General features: G+C 60.7%; 18 protein-coding genes. 13 read left to right on the top strand and 5 right to left on the bottom strand.

Translation table 11 applies throughout. The annotated features are described in order from the left end of the window. Positions 1-33 precede the first annotated feature (33 nt). The 4 genes from KBW81_RS11730 (at position 34) to KBW81_RS11715 (ending at position 2,037) form a co-directional block, all read left to right on the top strand. On the top strand, positions 34-555 hold the full coding sequence (locus KBW81_RS11730; RefSeq protein WP_254247294.1) for an EF-hand domain-containing protein: 522 nt from the start codon (positions 34-36) through the stop codon (positions 553-555). A 70-nt stretch (positions 556-625) separates the two neighbouring features. After that, positions 626-1,225, top strand: a complete 600-nt coding sequence (locus tag KBW81_RS11725; RefSeq protein ID WP_254247293.1) for an RNA polymerase sigma factor — start codon at positions 626-628, stop codon at positions 1,223-1,225. After that, on the top strand, positions 1,212-1,577 hold the full coding sequence (locus KBW81_RS11720; RefSeq protein ID WP_254247292.1) for a hypothetical protein: 366 nt from the start codon (positions 1,212-1,214) through the stop codon (positions 1,575-1,577). Before KBW81_RS11725 ends, KBW81_RS11720 begins: the two co-directional genes overlap by 14 nt. Then, entirely contained in the window at positions 1,570-2,037 is a 468-nt protein-coding gene (locus KBW81_RS11715; protein WP_254247291.1) for a periplasmic heavy metal sensor, read from the top strand. Before KBW81_RS11720 ends, KBW81_RS11715 begins: the two co-directional genes overlap by 8 nt. A gap of 140 nt (positions 2,038-2,177) precedes the next feature. Here the strand turns inward: KBW81_RS11715 and KBW81_RS11710 are convergent, their stop codons facing one another. Further along, positions 2,178-3,569, bottom strand: coding sequence for a diguanylate cyclase (locus tag KBW81_RS11710; protein ID WP_254247290.1), 1,392 nt, complete (start codon positions 3,567-3,569; stop codon positions 2,178-2,180). A 90-nt stretch (positions 3,570-3,659) separates the two neighbouring features. On the opposite strand from KBW81_RS11710, the gene KBW81_RS11705 reads away from it, so the two are divergent. The 7 genes from KBW81_RS11705 (at position 3,660) to KBW81_RS11675 (ending at position 8,480) form a co-directional block, all read left to right on the top strand. Further along, positions 3,660-3,938: a DUF3572 domain-containing protein gene (locus KBW81_RS11705; RefSeq protein ID WP_254247289.1), complete on the top strand. Its 279-nt coding sequence runs from the start codon at positions 3,660-3,662 to the stop codon at positions 3,936-3,938. A gap of 2 nt (positions 3,939-3,940) precedes the next feature. After that, positions 3,941-4,651 carry an HAD family hydrolase gene (locus tag KBW81_RS11700; RefSeq protein WP_254247288.1) on the top strand — a complete coding sequence of 237 codons (711 nt, stop codon included), beginning with the start codon at positions 3,941-3,943 and terminating at the stop codon, positions 4,649-4,651. 102 nt (positions 4,652-4,753) lie between these two features. Continuing rightward, complete coding sequence (locus KBW81_RS11695) at positions 4,754-5,335, top strand: fasciclin domain-containing protein (protein ID WP_254249056.1); 582 nt, start codon at positions 4,754-4,756, stop codon at positions 5,333-5,335. A 356-nt stretch (positions 5,336-5,691) separates the two neighbouring features. Further along, entirely contained in the window at positions 5,692-6,195 is a 504-nt protein-coding gene (locus tag KBW81_RS11690; protein WP_090190316.1) for a type III secretion system chaperone family protein, read from the top strand. Between the two features lie 185 nt (positions 6,196-6,380). Beyond that, positions 6,381-7,196, top strand: coding sequence for a pyrroline-5-carboxylate reductase (proC, locus tag KBW81_RS11685; protein WP_254247287.1), 816 nt, complete (start codon positions 6,381-6,383; stop codon positions 7,194-7,196). Further along, positions 7,189-7,527: a tRNA-binding protein gene (locus KBW81_RS11680; protein WP_254247286.1), complete on the top strand. Its 339-nt coding sequence runs from the start codon at positions 7,189-7,191 to the stop codon at positions 7,525-7,527. Before proC ends, KBW81_RS11680 begins: the two co-directional genes overlap by 8 nt. Beyond that, positions 7,524-8,480, top strand: a complete 957-nt coding sequence (locus KBW81_RS11675; protein ID WP_090190321.1) for a 2-hydroxyacid dehydrogenase — start codon at positions 7,524-7,526, stop codon at positions 8,478-8,480. The genes KBW81_RS11680 and KBW81_RS11675 overlap by 4 nt, the downstream gene beginning before the upstream one ends. Here KBW81_RS11675 and KBW81_RS11670 read toward each other — a convergent pair. Both KBW81_RS11670 and KBW81_RS11665 read right to left on the bottom strand, forming a co-directional pair. Next, positions 8,477-8,965, bottom strand: a complete 489-nt coding sequence (locus tag KBW81_RS11670) for a cytochrome b (protein ID WP_254247285.1) — start codon at positions 8,963-8,965, stop codon at positions 8,477-8,479. The genes KBW81_RS11675 and KBW81_RS11670 overlap by 4 nt on opposite strands. 47 nt (positions 8,966-9,012) lie before the next feature. Further along, on the bottom strand, positions 9,013-9,612 hold the full coding sequence (locus tag KBW81_RS11665) for a thymidine kinase (protein ID WP_090190324.1): 600 nt from the start codon (positions 9,610-9,612) through the stop codon (positions 9,013-9,015). Positions 9,613-9,748: 136 nt separating this feature from the next. Here KBW81_RS11665 and KBW81_RS11660 point away from each other — a divergent pair, with 136 nt between their 5' ends. Next, positions 9,749-10,204 (top strand): phage regulatory CII family protein, encoded by a 456-nt coding sequence (locus KBW81_RS11660; RefSeq protein WP_090190424.1) that lies wholly within the window; start codon positions 9,749-9,751, stop codon positions 10,202-10,204. A gap of 18 nt (positions 10,205-10,222) precedes the next feature. Here KBW81_RS11660 and KBW81_RS11655 read toward each other — a convergent pair whose 3' ends face one another. Continuing rightward, positions 10,223-11,341, bottom strand: a complete 1,119-nt coding sequence (locus KBW81_RS11655) for a beta-ketoacyl-ACP synthase III (protein WP_254247284.1) — start codon at positions 11,339-11,341, stop codon at positions 10,223-10,225. Between the two features lie 145 nt (positions 11,342-11,486). Between KBW81_RS11655 and KBW81_RS11650 the strand changes: the two genes are divergently transcribed. After that, entirely contained in the window at positions 11,487-12,089 is a 603-nt protein-coding gene (locus KBW81_RS11650) for a DUF805 domain-containing protein (RefSeq protein ID WP_090190327.1), read from the top strand. Between the two features lie 3 nt (positions 12,090-12,092). Here the strand turns inward: KBW81_RS11650 and carB are convergent, their stop codons facing one another. Continuing rightward, on the bottom strand, positions 12,093-15,425 hold the full coding sequence (gene carB / locus KBW81_RS11645; RefSeq protein ID WP_090190329.1) for a carbamoyl-phosphate synthase large subunit: 3,333 nt from the start codon (positions 15,423-15,425) through the stop codon (positions 12,093-12,095). Positions 15,426-15,541: the final 116 nt, after the last annotated feature.

Below are 15,541 nucleotides of genomic sequence, written 5' to 3'. Positions count from 1 at the left end.
GTCGCGACGTAGAAAATACAAGGACGATGCAAAATGAAAACGACTTTGATGATGACGGCTCTGTTGGCTGGCTTGACGCTGTCTGGTGTTGCCGGGGCGCAAACCGCTGACGCGACCGGGACCGAAACAACTGCACCTGCAGATCGCCCCGACCGGCCAGAGCGCCCTGACTTTGCCACGCTGGATGCGGACGGCAACGGCGCGCTGACACTGGAAGAACTGCAAGCGCAAGGCGCGGCACGTTTCGCCGCTGCTGACACGAACGGCGACGGCGGCCTGTCCGCAGAAGAGCTGACCGCGCAAGCCGATCAACGCCGGGCAGAGCGCACGGCCAAGATGATCGAACAGCACGACGAAAACGGTGACGGCCTGCTGCAAGCCGAAGAAATGGGCCCGAAAGGCGACCGGATGGAGAAGATGTTCGATCGCATGGATGCCAATGACGACGGCACCGTGGACGCGGACGAATTCGCCGCCGCGGGTGACCGTATGGGCCACGGCGACCGCAAAGGTCATGGTGAGCGTGACGGCAAAGGCCGCAAGCAGCGCGGCTAAACTGAACGGCAACGGCCGGGGTGGTGCATCGCCCCCGGCCGTTGCGACCCCTATACGAACGGCGTAAGTTATGCGGGATATGATCGACTTGTCATCAGACGCGGACCAAATCCCGGACTCTGCCCTTCTGGTGGCCTATGCCAACGGCGATCCTGCGGCGGCGCGTGATCTATCTGCGCGCCTATTGCCCTGCGTCATGGGGCAGGCTGTGCGGATGTTGCAAGACCGGGCCGAGGCAGAAGACGTCGCCCAAGAGGCGATGATGCGCCTGTGGAAGATCGCGCCGGACTGGCGTCAAGGCGAAGCGCAGGTCAGCACGTGGCTGTACCGCGTGGTCGCAAACCTATGCACAGATCGGCTGCGGCGGCGAAAACGCGGCGGTGTCGGTCTGGACCAGATCGCAGAGCCCGCAGATACAGCGCCGGGCGCAGCGGCGGTCATTCAGGACGAAACACGTCTGCGCGCCTTGTCGGATGCTTTGGCGCAATTGCCAGACCGGCAGGCGCAAGCGGTCGCACTGCGGCACCTAGAGGGGCTATCAAACCCTGAAATTGCCGCGATTATGGATATTTCGCCGCGGGCTGTTGAAAGCCTGACGGCGCGTGGGAAAAGAGCGCTGTCAGCGGCCTTGGCAGATCAACGCGAAGCTTTGGGGTATGATGATGACTGAACGGGACATGAACGATCTGGACCAATTGCTGAACGCGGCGCAGCGCACGGCGGTGCCCCCATCGGACGATCTGATGGCGCGGGTGCTGGCGGATGCCGCTGCACTGCAGCCAGCCCCCGGAACGATTAAGCCGCAGCAGCGCGCGTCGCGCATCGGCTGGCTGCGGGATCTGATTGGCGGCTGGCCTGCGTGGAGCGGTGTCCTGGCTGCGGGTCTAACCGGCCTATGGGTCGGTGTTGCGCCGCCCGCGGGGGTCGAAAGCTTTGCCGCCACGATGATTGGCACGACCCAATCTGTGACTTTCCTGCCTGAAACCGACCTTATGTTGTTCGAGGACCCTACCGATGGCTGATCCGTTTCCCCCCTCGCGCCGCACGCGTATCATGCGGATCGCACTGGCATTGTCCTTAGCGGTCAACTTGGCCGTCGCCGGGCTGGCGCTTGGATTTACCGTGCGGGGCCACGATGGAAAGCCGCCGCGCGATTTTGACATGAGCCTTGGCCCTGTTGCACGCGCGCTGCTGCCAGAAGACCGGCTTGCGATCCGTGATGCGCTAAAACAGCGCCCCGAAATGCCGCCGCGCCGGGCGCGGGCGGATGATCTGGCTGATCTGGTCACTGCCCTGTCCGCCGATCCGTATGATCCTGACGCATTACGTGCAACTTTGGCGCGGCCAATCGGCCGTGCCGCGAAAGTGCAGGATATCGCAGCCAGCGTGCTGGCCGACCGTATCGACGCCATGTCCCCCGCAGACCGCATTGGGCTTGCGGGCCGTTTGCAGCAGGGCGAGGGCCGACGGCCCGAAAAGTGATTTATCACTTAGCTGATTGGCTTGATATTGCGTCCGAGTGAGTTTTACCGGATTTTGACACGATAATGGCGCACCGTTGATGAACGGTGCGCCATTTTTCAACAGGGCGATAAGATGACTTGCTGCATCCGAACGCGCCGCTAAGCAGCCGTCTGGCTCACCGAAATGGCGTCCCGCCCATTTGCTTTGGCGACATAAAGCGCGGCATCGGCCCTTTCGAACAGATCACCAAGGCTCGTCATCTCGTCTGGGTTTTGCGAATCAATCGCGACCCCGACCGAAATCGTGACATGCAGATCGCTTTTGCCGTCGCCAATGGGAAAGGGCCGGATGTTTACCAGACGCCGCAAACGCTGCGCTGCGGCTTTCACCTCTTCCAAGGTGGTGCGTGGCATGGCGATCAGGAACTCTTCTCCGCCGATACGCGCGACAAGGTCTTCTGGGCGGAAGTTCTGGCGCAGGCGATCAGCAAGACCGCAAAGCACCCGGTCACCAGCGGCATGGCCAAAGCCATCATTGATCCGTTTGAAGTGGTCGATATCGATCATCATCAATCCGTATTGGCACCCCGTCGCATGCGCCTTTTCCGCGATGTGGCGCAAATGGGTTTCGGCATATCGGCGGTTATACAGTCCCGTCAGCGGGTCGGTCATGGCCGCATTAAATCCGTCGCGCAGCGTTTCGCGCAACCGATCCTGATTAAACTTGTGCCGCAGCAAGGATCGCACCCGTAGCGTCAATTCGTCGGCTGTCACATCCCCCAAGATCAGATCGTCGGCACCCAGATCAAGCAACATCGCCGCGGTTTCCGTATGTTTGCGCGGCAACAGAATCAGCTGGGCCGATAAGCGCGTGGATTCGCGTGCGCGCAGGTCCGCGACAAGGCGGAATAGCTGTCCCGCAGATAGCTGCGCCGTGCTGCCATCGATCACAAATAGGTCGGTTTTGCCGACGCTGTCATCGTCGATCAGGGCGCAGTCAGAGTTTGTGACCCGAATGCGCTGGTTCAGTCCGGCTTCAAGCTGCGCTTGCATACTTTTTGCTGCGTTAGTGCAGTCGGACAGAAGGGTAATGCGCGCGGGGGCAATCCGGGGGGCGCGCGTTTCCTCTAGCCCAAAGTTGCGATTGGTGCCGTCGCGCATTTGCAACTCTCTTGATAGGTTGCGGCGGCGCATCAGGCTGCGAACCCGGGCCAGAAGTAAGGTATCGCTAATGGGGCGGGGCAGGACGTCGTCGGCCCCGGCGTCAAGCGCCCCAAAGCGCGCTGTACTGGTATCCGTGGCCCCGACCGAAATAATCGCGATATGGCAGGTCGCTGGATCGCCGCGGAGGGTGCGGCAAAAGTCATGTCCGTCTTCTGTCGGATCTGTCAGGTTAATCAACACCAGATCAGGCGGAGCCGATGCGATTCGCACCATAGCTTCGGCACAGGTTGCAACGGCTTCTACATCATACTTCGCGGCAAGCATCTTGACCCGTAGGACAATGCGGTTGGTCGAGACACTGTCGACGATCAATATTTTGCCGGACATCTTGCAATCCTTATCTGACGGTTTCACCATCGCCCCACCACTTTGACGCTGATTGATTAAAAAAGTGTTCACCTTCGTAAAGGATCACGGATGACTCCCGAATATGCAGAGGTCCTCGCGCTTCAGGCGCTGGGCCATGTGGCGGCCGACGAAGAATTGTCAGGTGCCTTTATGGGGGCCAGCGGTTTGTCACCTGACGACATGCGCCGCGGCGCAACGGACCCATCGTTTCTGGCGTCTGTTCTGGATTTTTTGACGCAGCGTGATGATTGGGTCATGGCCTTTTGCGATGCGCGCGCGTTGCCCTATGACGCCCCATTGCAGGCGCGCTATGCCCTGCCGGGCGCAGAGCAAGTCCATTGGACATAAGCGTGCAGCCTAAAGGCCCGATCAAGGGGCTGATTTTCGACAAAGACGGCACGCTGTTTGATTTCAACGCAACCTGGGGCGCTGTTGTACGCACGCTTTTGGTGGCAGAAGCGGGCGGTGATCCGGCTCTTATTACCAGCCTTGCGCAGGCCTTGGGCTATGATTTGACACACAACAGGTTCCACCCCGGCAGCGTGGTGATTGCAGAGCCGACCTATGTCGTGGCTGAAGTCATCGCTGGCCTGACTGCGCAAACCGACCTGCAGGCGCTGACGGACCGGATGAACGAAATATCGGCCGGGGTGCCACAAGTGCCTGCGGCTGATTTACAGGTGCTGATGGCGCAGCTGCGCGCGCAGGGGCATACGCTTGGCGTCGTGACCAATGATGCAGAGTCTCCTGCGATGCGTCATCTGGAAGACGCCTTGATCGTGGACGAAATGGCTTTCGTTGCAGGCTATGACAGTGGCTTCGGGGCCAAGCCCGCGCCGGGGCAATTGCTGGCCTTTTGCAAGGCAACGGGGCTGGACCCTGCGCATTGCGCCATGATTGGTGATAGCACCCATGACCTTGCAGCTGGGCAGGCGGCGGGGATGGTGTGTATCGGCGTGCTGACCGGGCCTGCGTCCTTTGATGATCTGACGCCGCAGGCGGACGTTGTGCTGAGCAGCATCGCTGATCTGCCTGATTGGCTGGCATCCCGGCGCTTGTGAATAAAGTTTGTGATCGGGCGAAACTAATCTGAACGGGCACTCGTTTCTTAGACATCGCAGGCCACAACGGGCTGCATTGTTTAGAAAGAGTAACTCATGTCGATGAAGTCCAAAATGATGACCGCCGCTGCTGTGTTTGCCCTGACCACGGGCGCTGCAGTCGCAGAATCCCACATGAGCGCTGACGGCAACCCAATGGTTGGCGGCGCAGAGATGCTGCCCGACATGACAATCGTTCAGAACGCGTCCAACGCCGAAAACCTGACCACGCTGGTCGCAGCCGTGCAGGCCGCTGGTCTGGTTGACACGCTGTCCGGCGAAGGCCCGTTCACCGTTTTCGCACCAACCAACGACGCATTCGCAAAGCTGGACCAAGACCAGGTTGCAGAGCTGCTGAAGCCTGAAAACCAAGCTGCGCTGGCTGAAATTCTGGCCTGCCACGTCGTTGCGGCTGACGCGAACTCGACCGCGATCATGGGTATGATCGACAATGATGGCGGCATGCACCCTGTCACCACCGTTGGCGGCTGTGTCCTGAACGTCGAAAAGTCCGGCGAAGGCGACAACACGATGATCACACTGACCGACGAGCGCGGCCAAGTTGCGACCGTGACCCAAGCCGACGTGTTCCAGTCGAACGGCGTCGTCCACGTCATCGACACCGTGATGCTGCCAGCTGAGTAAGCTGCTTAGATCTGCAATTGAGCAGGTTGAATACGAAGCCCCCCGTGCCCCGTGCGCGGGGGGCTTTCGTTTGTGCGTCACTTCCCGCCTATGGGCGGACCCTTGCCGGTTGGCTCGCACATTGCGGTGAAGCGCATGATGACCAGTGGATTTGGCGCTGAAATCGCGATATCTTGTGCATAACAGCGCGAAAAAGCGCGAAACAGGTAGTTATCCCCATAAACCGTCTTTACAGGGCTGCGCCTTGGCCGCACCATATGTCGTAGGGGACAAACAAGAACCATACCGTCACTAGAGCAGTGACATAGTGCTGGGGACACGCTTTGATCCTGGCACATGAGAGTGAGGCAGAGACGATGGCACTGACTGAGCATTATTTCGAGACCGAAGATCTGCACCCTATCGATCTGGTGGAGTCGCTGGCAGAGCACCATGCGTGGGAATTTGACCGCATTGCAGACAACCAGATCGCGATGCAAGTCGAAGGACAGTGGCGCACCTATGCGATCACCCTGTCTTGGTCCGACCGCGACGAGACGCTGCGCCTGATCTGCACCTTCGAGATGGAGCCGCCAGCCCACCGCACGCAGGCGCTGTACGAAGCGCTGAACACGATCAACGACGACAGCTGGGCGGGCACTTTTACCTGGTGGCCAGAGCAAAAGATGATGGTCTACCGCTACGGCCTTGTGCTGGCAGGCGAGCAGGTCGCAAGCCCAGAGCAGATTGACACCATGATCCACACGGCCGTCAGCAGCTGCGAGCGCTATTACCCCGCGCTGCAGCTGGTCACTTGGGCAGAGCGCACACCGGCCGAGGCCATTCGCATTGCCATTGGCGAGGCTTACGGTCGCGCCTGACGCGGCATAAGCGGGGGCCAGCCCCCGCACCCCCGAGGTATTTTCAACCAGAAGAAGGTAGGGCCGGGCTTTGACGCGGGCCGGGGCCTTAATATTTTCGGCGCGAAGGCGACGGCTGCGTGGCACAAGATGTTGTGCCCGCTTATCCGGCTGCCTAGTCTTGCGAAAAGTCGAGGGGATTTGCGATGAACATGGATGATGTGGCGCGCCGCGGGCTGGTGCTGCTGGGCTGCGGTAAGATGGGCTCTGCCTTGCTGGACGGCTGGCTGAAGGGCGGTTTGCCCGCGGCATCGGTCTGGGTGCTTGATCCGGCACCAAGCGACCGGCTACAAAAGACGGGCGTTCATATCAATGCGGGCCTGCCAGATGATCCTGCGGTCGCCTTGGTTGCGGTCAAGCCGCAGATGATGGGCGATGCGCTGCCGTCGATGCAGGCGCTGGGCGGGGGCGGGACGTTGTTCGTGTCCGTCGCGGCCGGCACGCCGCTGGCCCGGTTCGAGGCCGCTTTTGGCGCGGCCACGCCGATCGTGCGCACCATGCCGAATACACCGGCAGCCATCGGGCGCGGCATTTCGGCTTTGATTGGTAACGCCGCAGCAAGCGCAGATCATATCGCCTTGGCTGAGGCGCTGATGGGGGCCGTAGGGCAGACCGTGCGCCTTGATCATGAAGCGCAGATGGACGCCGTCACCGCCGTGAGTGGGTCGGGTCCGGCCTATGTCTTTCACCTGATCGAAACACTGGCTGCGGCTGGGGTAGCGCAGGGCCTTGCGCCCGATCTTGCCATGGCGCTTGCCAAGGCGACAGTCGGCGGCGCTGGGCAGTTGGCCGAAGACAGCGCTGAGGATCCGGCGCAGCTGCGGCGCAATGTGACCAGCCCGAATGGGACGACGCAAGCTGCGCTAGAGGTGTTGATGGACGGCGAAAACGGCTTGCCAAAGTTGATGGCGCGGGCGGTTGCGGCGGCAGCAGCGCGGAGCGAGGAATTGTCGCGTGGCTGACATTACCTTTGACGACTTCGCCGCCGTCGATATCCGCGTTGGCCGCGTCACACAGGCAGAGGCTTATCCCGAGGCGCGCAAGCCTGCGATCAAGCTGTGGATCGACTTTGGCCCGGACATCGGCACCCGCAAAACCAGCGCGCAGCTGACCGTTCATTACACGCCAGAGGCGCTGATTGGGCGCATGGTCTGCGCAGTCGTGAACTTTCCACCGCGCCAGATCGGTAAGTTCATGTCAGAGGTGCTGGTGCTTGGCATGCCTGATGCAGACGGCGCGGTTGTGCTGATTGCCCCTGACCAAGACGTACCTTTAGGAGGACGCCTACATTGAAGAAACTTCTGCTGACGCGGGCCTTTCCCGCCGCCACAATCGCCGCGGCGCAGGCCCGGTTTGACGTCACCGTGCTGGACCGCACCGACGGGCTAAACGTGGCAGAGGCTGGTGCCGCGCTGCAAGATTATGACGCGATCCTGTGTACGCTTGGCGATAGCTTTAGCGACATGGCCTTTGCTGTGCCGCACAAGCGCTGCGGCATGATCGGCAGCTTTGGCGTAGGCTTTAACCATATCGACATTGCGGCGGCGCAGGCCGCTGGCATCCATGTGTCGAACACGCCCGATGTTGTCACCGACGCGACGGCGGATATCGCGCTGACGCTGATTCTGATGGCGAGCCGCCGCGCGGGCGAGGGCGAGCGGTTGGTACGGGCCGGCGCATGGACCGGCTGGCATCCGACGCAGATGCTGGGCGCGCATGTGACGGGCAAGCGGCTTGGCATCATCGGTATGGGCCGGATCGGGCAAGCCGTTGCGCGCCGGGGCCACTACGGCTTTGATATGCCAGTCATATATTTCAACCGCTCGCCCAAAGAGGTCGACGTCCCGGCGCGCCAAGTCGAGGATTTGCACAGCCTGATGAGCCAAGCGGACATCGTTGTCGTGACGGTGCCTGGGGGCGGCAGCAATGCACATCTGATTGACGCCGAAGCGCTGGCGCAACTGAATGACGGCGCGGTTTTCGTCAACGTAGCGCGGGGCGATGTGGTGGATCAAAGCGCCCTGATCGCTGAACTGCAATCAGGCCGCATCCGCGCCGGGCTTGACGTCTATGATGGCGAACCTGCGGTGCCTGCCAGCCTGATGGCGCTGGAAAACGCTGTGCTGCTGCCGCACCTTGGGACTGCCGCGCTCGAGGTGCGCGAGGCGATGGGGCAGATGGCGCTGGATAACATCATCGCATGGGCCGAAGGGCAGCCGCTGCCGCAGGCGCTTTGGACGGCCTAGCGGGCGAGCATGCGGCGTAGCACGGACCTGTCGCCAGCGATAAACTGGTGATAGGCCGCGCCCGCGATGTGCAGGATGATCAATGCGATAAGCAGCTTGCTGGCGGTCGCATGGGCGGTCCCGACGATCTGGGATGGGATGAACCATGCTGCGGCCCCGGCAAACGGCATCGCGATCAATAGGCCGTATAATAGCCAATGCGTCATACGGCTGACGGTTTGGATCAGGCGCGGTGCCTCTGGCGGGGGCGGGATTTGGGTCGTTAGGCGTAAACCAAGTCGCCAGACCATCAAGATACCGATGCTGGCACCAAGGATCGCGTGAAAGATCGCGCCGCTGCTCCAACCAAGGCCGATTTCGATGCCTTCGAATTTCGCATCAAAGGCTGCCTCCATCCCCCCGGCAAAGGCGATTTGAATCGCGACCAGAGCTGCGATCAACCAATGCAGCATCATATGGGGGGCGGTGTATTTGGTGTCGGACATAGTACCCTCTGACGCCGCAAATACGCGCCGTTTCAAATGGTTCAACGTCAAAGCAGCAGGTCGGGTTCCACGTCTTCCATCGCCGCGCGCCAATGGCGGCGGCACAGCGAAACATAGCGGTCATTGCCGCCAACCTGCACTTGATCACCCGCGCGCACGACGTTGCCCGCCGCATCCTTGCGCACCACCATCGTCGCCTTGCGGCCGCAATGGCAAATCGTGCGCACTTCGCGCATGTCGTCCGCCAGCGCGAGCAACGTGGCAGAGCCGGGGAACAGCTCTCCTTGGAAATCGACGCGCAGACCAAAGCACATGATCGGCACGTTCAGATCGTCCACTGCGCGGGCAAGTTGCCAGACTTGGGCCGGTTCCAGAAACTGCGCCTCGTCAATGAACACGCAAGCGCAGGGGCCCTGCGCCATCCGGCGCTGCAGCATGTCGAACAGATTATCGCCCGGCGCAAAGGTTTCAGCAGCTTGGCCAATGCCGATGCGGCTGGCGATGCGGCCTTGCCCGGCACGCGTGTCCAATTGCGCCGTCAGCAAAAACGTCTGCATCCCGCGTTCGACATAGTTGTGACTGGCCTGAAGAAGCACGGTCGATTTGCCCGCGTTCATGGTCGAGTAATTGAAATAGAGCTTTGCCATGGGTGCCCTGATACGCGGGCATCACATTCGGACGCAAGACGATCTTGCCTATCAAAAGGTCATGACATTGCGCAAACTTAGCCTTATGCAATTGCAGCAACGCCGCAACGTGGCGGCGGACCTTGAAGGATCTCAGATGACCCGTTTTCACACCTACCTTAAGCGGCACACCGAAGCTTTGGTCAAGGATGTGGGCATCACTGCGGCGTGCGAACTGACGGGCAAGTCGAAGGCGACGCTGGGCCGTTATTATTCAGAGGACGCCGAGCATAGCGGCCGTTTCATGCCCGTCGATGCCGTGGCCGCGTTAGAGGCGGCTGCAAGCCATCCTCATGTCACGGCCGCGCTCGCAGAACTGCGCGGCGCGACGTTTTCGCTGGGGCAGGATGAAGGCAGTGGGTCTGGCAACGTCAATTCCGACGTCGTGCAGCTTAGCCAGCGGTTCGCGCAGCTGATGGCGGAATATCACGAAAGCATTCAGGACGGCACGATCAGCGCGAACGAGGCGCGGCGTCTGTTGGCTGAGACGACTCAGCTGCAAAAAGTATTGCTGCGTATGAAGTTGCACCTTGAAGGCGACGTCACCTACTGACGCCGCCCAAGGCGCGCTTTACGCTTTTTCGACGACCACAGAGCCGACGGAATAGCCCGCGCCAAAAGAGCAGATGATGCCCAAATCGCCCGGCTTTAGATCATCCGAATTCTGCGCGAATGCGATGATCGATCCGGCAGAAGACGTGTTCGCGTAATCCTGCAGGATGTTGGGCTGCTCGCCCGGCGCAGGTTCGCGGCCAAGCACCTTTTTGCCGATATAATCGTTCATGGCCTTGTTGGCCTGATGCAGCCAAAGGCGCTTTAGATCGTCCGCGGTGATGCCTTCGTCCGCCATGTGATCGGCCATATGCTGGCTGACCAGCGGCAGCACTTCTTTGAACACTTTGCGCCCGTTTTGTATGAACTGCATGTCCCGGCGGTCTTCCATCTGGTCGCGCGCCATCCGCATAAAGCCAGCGTTATTGCGGATGTTATTGCTGAACACGGTCGCACAGCGGGTAGAGCGGATGATGAAATGTTCGCCTTTTGCATCCTCACTGCGTTGCAGAACCGTCGCCGTGGCCACGTCGCCAAAGATGAAATGACAATCCCGGTCGCGCCATTCTAGGTGGGCGCTGGTGATCTCTGGGTTCACGACAACGGCGGTGCGCACAGAGCCGGTGCGGATCATGTCGGCGGCGGTCTGGATGCCAAAGGTCGCGGACGAACAGGCGACGTTCATGTCAAAGGCAAAGCCGCCAGCACCGATCAGCTGCTGAATCTCTACAGCAACGGCAGGGTAGGCACGTTCGATGTTCGATGCGGCGCAGATCACCAGATCGACTTGATCGGCGCTGATGCCAGCCTGCGCCAGCGCGGTATTAATTGCATCAACGCCGATTTCGGCCATCAGGCTCGGCTCTTCATCCGTGCGGGCGCGCAGGTGGGGATACATGCGGTCTGGGTCCAGCACGCCGGTTTTGTCGATCACGTGGCGCTGCTCGATTCCGGACGCGGCGACGATGAAATCAACGGACGAATGCGCCTTGGCTGGCAGATCGCCCGCCGCGATCTGGCCTGCGTGGGCCGCGTTGTACTTGTCCGCATAGGCGTTGAACGCCGTGACAAGTTCTGCGTTGGTGATAACCTCGGACGGGGTGAAAACCCCGGTTCCGGTAATAGCTGCGCGATACATGAAAAGGCCCCCGTTTGATCCGGCAGATTGTGACGGTTGGGCAAAGAGAAGTCCATCTTTGCCGTGCTTTGCGCCTTTACGTCACTTTACAGCACGGCGCGATTTAAGGCAGCTTGCAGGCATAATAAAATGAGGGATTTCGCCAATGGCACAGTGGTATTACGCAAACGATGGGACCGAGGCAGGGCCGATCGAAAAAGACGAATTTGTCGCCTTGGTGCGGGATGGCACCGTCGGCCCTGATACGCTGGTCTGGACCAATACGCTGGAAAACTGGGAACCCGCGCACCGCCATATTGAGGGCGTAACCCCGCCGCGCCCCGCCGTGCCGGTGCATCCTGCGCTCGCCGGAACCCATGCCGGACAAGCCGCGATGGGCGCGCGCGATTATCGTCGCCAATCGGGCCTAAGCGACGCGTTCAAGCAGTTCTTTAATCGCTACACGCAATTCAGCGGCCGCAGCAATCGGGGTGAGTTTTGGTTCTGGCAGCTGGACAACATTCTGGTCAGCCTCGCCCTTGGCGTTCTGGATGCGATAATCTTTGGCACGTCCAGCGCAGGCATCCTTGGCGGATTGTGGGCGCTGGCGACCATCATCCCGTCCTTCGCGCTAAGCGCGCGCAGGCTGCATGATATCGACAAATCGGGCTGGTGGATCTTGCTAAGCCTGATCCCGATCATCGGGTGGATCATCCTGCTGGTCTGGTATTGCAGACAGCCGGACACCCACCCGAACCGGTTTGGCTAGGCCTTAACCCTGTAGCGAGCGGACGTCGATTGCGCCGCTCGCGCGTTCCTGCATCGCCATCACAGCGGCCTGTGCGGCGGCTGCGGTGGTGAAGTAGGGGATCTTGTCGTTCAAGGCGACCGCACGAATTTCGCGGCTGTCTTCAACGGCTTGCGACCCTTCGGTCGTGTTCAGCACCAGCGCGATATGGCCGTCCTTCAGACGGTCCACGATGGTCAATCCACCCTCATAGATCTTGTTCACGATCTCGCAGGGGATGTCGTTCGCTTTCAGCCAGCCAGCGGTGCCGCGTGTGGCAGCGATGGTCAGGCCCAGTTCGATCAGGCCGCGGGACGCGGTTGCCATAGCGTCCGTTTTATCGTCATCGCGGATCGACACAAACACACAGCCTTCTTCCGGCAGGATCGTGCCTGCGCCCATCTGCGCCTTCAGGAAGGCGCGGGCAAAGTTGCGATCCCAGCCCATGACTTCGCCGGTGGACCGCATTTCTGGCCCAAGGATCGTGTCGACACCGGGGAAGCGGGCGAAGGGCAGAACCGCCTCTTTCACGCTGAACCACGGTGTTTTCGGGTCAGCCAGCGTGAACGCGTCGCCCAGCGGCAGCACATCCATCGGGTTTTCCGAATGCGGGTAGGGCGGGCGTAGCGGGAAGTTCGATAGCGGCTCGCCCGCCATCAGACGCGCAGCGATAGAGGCAATGGCCGAGTCCGTTGCTTTTGCGACGAAAGGCACGGTGCGGGATGCGCGGGGGTTCACCTCGATCAGGTAGACCTCCTCGTTCTTGACCGCGAATTGCACGTTCATCAGGCCGACGACATGCAGCGCCAACGCCAGCTTTTCGGTCTGGCTGCGGATTTCGGCGATCATCGCGTCGGACAGCGAATAGGGCGGCAGCGAACAGGCGCTATCGCCAGAGTGCACGCCAGCCTCTTCGATATGCTGCATGATGCCCGCAACATGGGTGTTGGTGCCGTCGCACAGACAGTCCACGTCCACCTCGACCGCGCCGGACAGGTAGCTGTCCAGCAACACCGGGCTTTTGCCCGATACGACCACGGCCTCAGAGATATAGCGCTCTAGCTGCGCCTGATCGCGCACGATTTCCATCGCGCGGCCGCCAAGAACGTAGGACGGACGGATCACAAGGGGGAAGCCGATGTCAGCGGCAATATCGAACGCCTGCTGGTCGGTGGACGCAATGCCGTTAATCGGCTGCTTCAGCCCCAGACGGTTCACAAGGTCCTGAAAACGTTCGCGGTCTTCGGCCAGGTCGATGGCGTCGGGTGTGGTGCCAAGGATCGGGATGCCCGCTTCTTGCAGTGCGTTCGCCAGCTTGAGCGGGGTCTGACCGCCGAACTGAACGATGACGCCGTGCAGCGTGCCGTTGTCTTGTTCCACGCGCATGATTTCCATGACGTGCTCGAATGTCAGCGGCTCAAAGTACAGCCGGTCCGAGGTGTCATAGTCGGTCGAAACCGTCTCTGGGTTGCAGTTGATCATGATGGTTTCATAGCCCTGATCGGACAGGGCATAGCAGGCGTGGCAGCAGCAATAATCAAACTCGATGCCTTGACCGATCCGGTTCGGACCGCCGCCCAAAATCACGACCTTTTTGCGATCAGAGGGACGCGCCTCGCATTCCACATCGCCCATAACGGGGGTCTCATAGGTGGAATACATGTAAGGCGTCTGCGCTTCGAACTCGGCACCGCAGGTGTCGATCCGCTTGAACACAGCAACGACGCCTTGCTTGATCCGCGCGCTGCGCACATCGGCTTCGGCCATGCCCGTCAGGGTCGCCAAACGGGCATCGGTAAAGCCCATCATCTTTAGCTTGCGCAGGCCAGACTCATTGGTCGGCAGGCCATCAGCGCGGACCACGGCCTCGGCCTCGATGATTTCGCGGATGCGGGCCAGGAACCACGGATCGTACATGGTGACAGCGTGGATATCTTCGTCTGGCAGACCGTGACGCATCGCCTGCGCAATGACGCGGATACGGTCGGGAGTTTGCTTGGCCAGCGCTTTGGTGATCGCGGCGGCATCGGGTGCGCCGGGGATCGCGATTTCGTCAAAGCCGGTCAGGCCGGTTTCCAGCGATGCCAGCGCCTTTTGCATCGATTCGTGGATCGTGCGGCCGATCGCCATTGCTTCACCGACCGACTTCATCGCCGTGGTCAGGTGCGGCTCAGAGCCTGCGAATTTCTCGAACGCAAAGCGCGGGATCTTGGTGACGACATAGTCGATTGTCGGCTCGAAGGACGCAGGGGTCACGCCGGTGATGTCGTTGTCCAGCTCGTCCAGCGTATAGCCGACCGCCAGTTTCGCCGCGATCTTGGCAATCGGGAAACCCGTCGCCTTGGACGCCAGCGCAGAAGAACGCGACACGCGGGGGTTCATTTCGATCACAACCATCCGGCCGTCAGCGGGGTTAATCGCCCACTGCACGTTAGAGCCGCCAGTTTCGACGCCAATCTCGCGCAGGACCGCGATGGATTGGTTGCGCATGACTTGGTATTCTTTGTCGGTCAGCGTCAGGGCAGGGGCGACGGTGATCGAATCGCCCGTGTGCACGCCCATGGGATCGACGTTTTCAATCGCGCAAACGATGATCGCGTTGTCCGCCTTGTCGCGCACGACTTCCATCTCGAACTCTTTCCAGCCGAGCAGGGATTCGTCGACAAGGATCTGCGCCATGGGGGACGCTTCCATGCCGGTGCGGCAGTAGTGTTCGTACTGTTCGCGGTTATACGCCACGCCGCCGCCGGTGCCGCCTAGGGTAAAGGCAGGGCGGATGATGGCAGGCAGGCCGACATATTCGATCGCTTCAATCGCCAGCTGCAGACCGGCCTTGATGTCGAACTTGCCGTTCTCTTTCTTGGGGGCGGTGATGATCGTCGCTTTGGGATTTTCGATGCCAAGACGGTCCATCGCTTCGCGGAAAAGTCCACGGTCTTCTGCCATTTCAATGGCTTCGCGCTTTGCGCCGATCATCTCGACGCCGAATTTTTCCAGCACGCCCATGTCGGCCAGCGCCAGTGACGTGTTCAGACCCGTCTGGCCGCCCATCGTTGGCAGCAGCGCGTCGGGGCGCTCTTTCTCGATGATCTTGGCGACGATTTCGGGGGTGATGGGTTCGATGTAGGTCGCGTCAGCCAGACCGGGATCGGTCATGATCGTCGCGGGGTTAGAGTTGACCAGAATGACCCGGTAACCTTCTTCGCGCAGCGCCTTACAAGCTTGTGCGCCCGAGTAATCAAACTCGCAGGCCTGTCCAATGACGATAGGCCCCGCACCGATAATCATGATCGACTTAATATCATCACGTTTTGGCATGGCAGGCCCCCATATTTCAGCAAATTCTCCGCCTTATAGAAGCGCTGGGACGGGGTGCAAGGGGCGAGTGCGGCTTTGTTGCGAAAGCAGGTGCCTCCGGCGGGAGTTTACTGGGC

This window comes from Loktanella salsilacus, assembly GCF_024206795.1.
Taxonomy (GTDB): Bacteria; Pseudomonadota; Alphaproteobacteria; order Rhodobacterales; family Rhodobacteraceae; genus Loktanella; species Loktanella salsilacus.
This window is presented reverse-complemented; position numbering and strand designations above follow the sequence as displayed.

What these genes read in the sequence shown, in the direction of transcription:
- KBW81_RS11670 (WP_254247285.1), bottom strand. Translation starts at nt 8,965, where the DNA reads ATGTCCGACACCAAATACACCGCCCCCCATATGATGCTGCATTGGTTG.
- KBW81_RS11715 (WP_254247291.1), top strand. Translation starts at nt 1,570, where the DNA reads ATGGCTGATCCGTTTCCCCCCTCGCGCCGCACGCGTATCATGCGGATC.
- KBW81_RS11655 (WP_254247284.1), bottom strand. Translation starts at nt 11,341, where the DNA reads ATGTATCGCGCAGCTATTACCGGAACCGGGGTTTTCACCCCGTCCGAG.
- KBW81_RS11665 (WP_090190324.1), bottom strand. Translation starts at nt 9,612, where the DNA reads ATGGCAAAGCTCTATTTCAATTACTCGACCATGAACGCGGGCAAATCG.
- KBW81_RS11695 (WP_254249056.1), top strand. Translation starts at nt 4,754, where the DNA reads ATGAAGTCCAAAATGATGACCGCCGCTGCTGTGTTTGCCCTGACCACG.
- KBW81_RS11650 (WP_090190327.1), top strand. Translation starts at nt 11,487, where the DNA reads ATGGCACAGTGGTATTACGCAAACGATGGGACCGAGGCAGGGCCGATC.
- KBW81_RS11710 (WP_254247290.1), bottom strand. Translation starts at nt 3,569, where the DNA reads ATGTCCGGCAAAATATTGATCGTCGACAGTGTCTCGACCAACCGCATT.
- KBW81_RS11705 (WP_254247289.1), top strand. Translation starts at nt 3,660, where the DNA reads ATGACTCCCGAATATGCAGAGGTCCTCGCGCTTCAGGCGCTGGGCCAT.
- KBW81_RS11660 (WP_090190424.1), top strand. Translation starts at nt 9,749, where the DNA reads ATGACCCGTTTTCACACCTACCTTAAGCGGCACACCGAAGCTTTGGTC.
- KBW81_RS11720 (WP_254247292.1), top strand. Translation starts at nt 1,212, where the DNA reads ATGATGATGACTGAACGGGACATGAACGATCTGGACCAATTGCTGAAC.
- KBW81_RS11730 (WP_254247294.1), top strand. Translation starts at nt 34, where the DNA reads ATGAAAACGACTTTGATGATGACGGCTCTGTTGGCTGGCTTGACGCTG.
- proC (WP_254247287.1), top strand. Translation starts at nt 6,381, where the DNA reads ATGAACATGGATGATGTGGCGCGCCGCGGGCTGGTGCTGCTGGGCTGC.
- carB (WP_090190329.1), bottom strand. Translation starts at nt 15,425, where the DNA reads ATGCCAAAACGTGATGATATTAAGTCGATCATGATTATCGGTGCGGGG.
- KBW81_RS11690 (WP_090190316.1), top strand. Translation starts at nt 5,692, where the DNA reads ATGGCACTGACTGAGCATTATTTCGAGACCGAAGATCTGCACCCTATC.
- KBW81_RS11725 (WP_254247293.1), top strand. Translation starts at nt 626, where the DNA reads ATGCGGGATATGATCGACTTGTCATCAGACGCGGACCAAATCCCGGAC.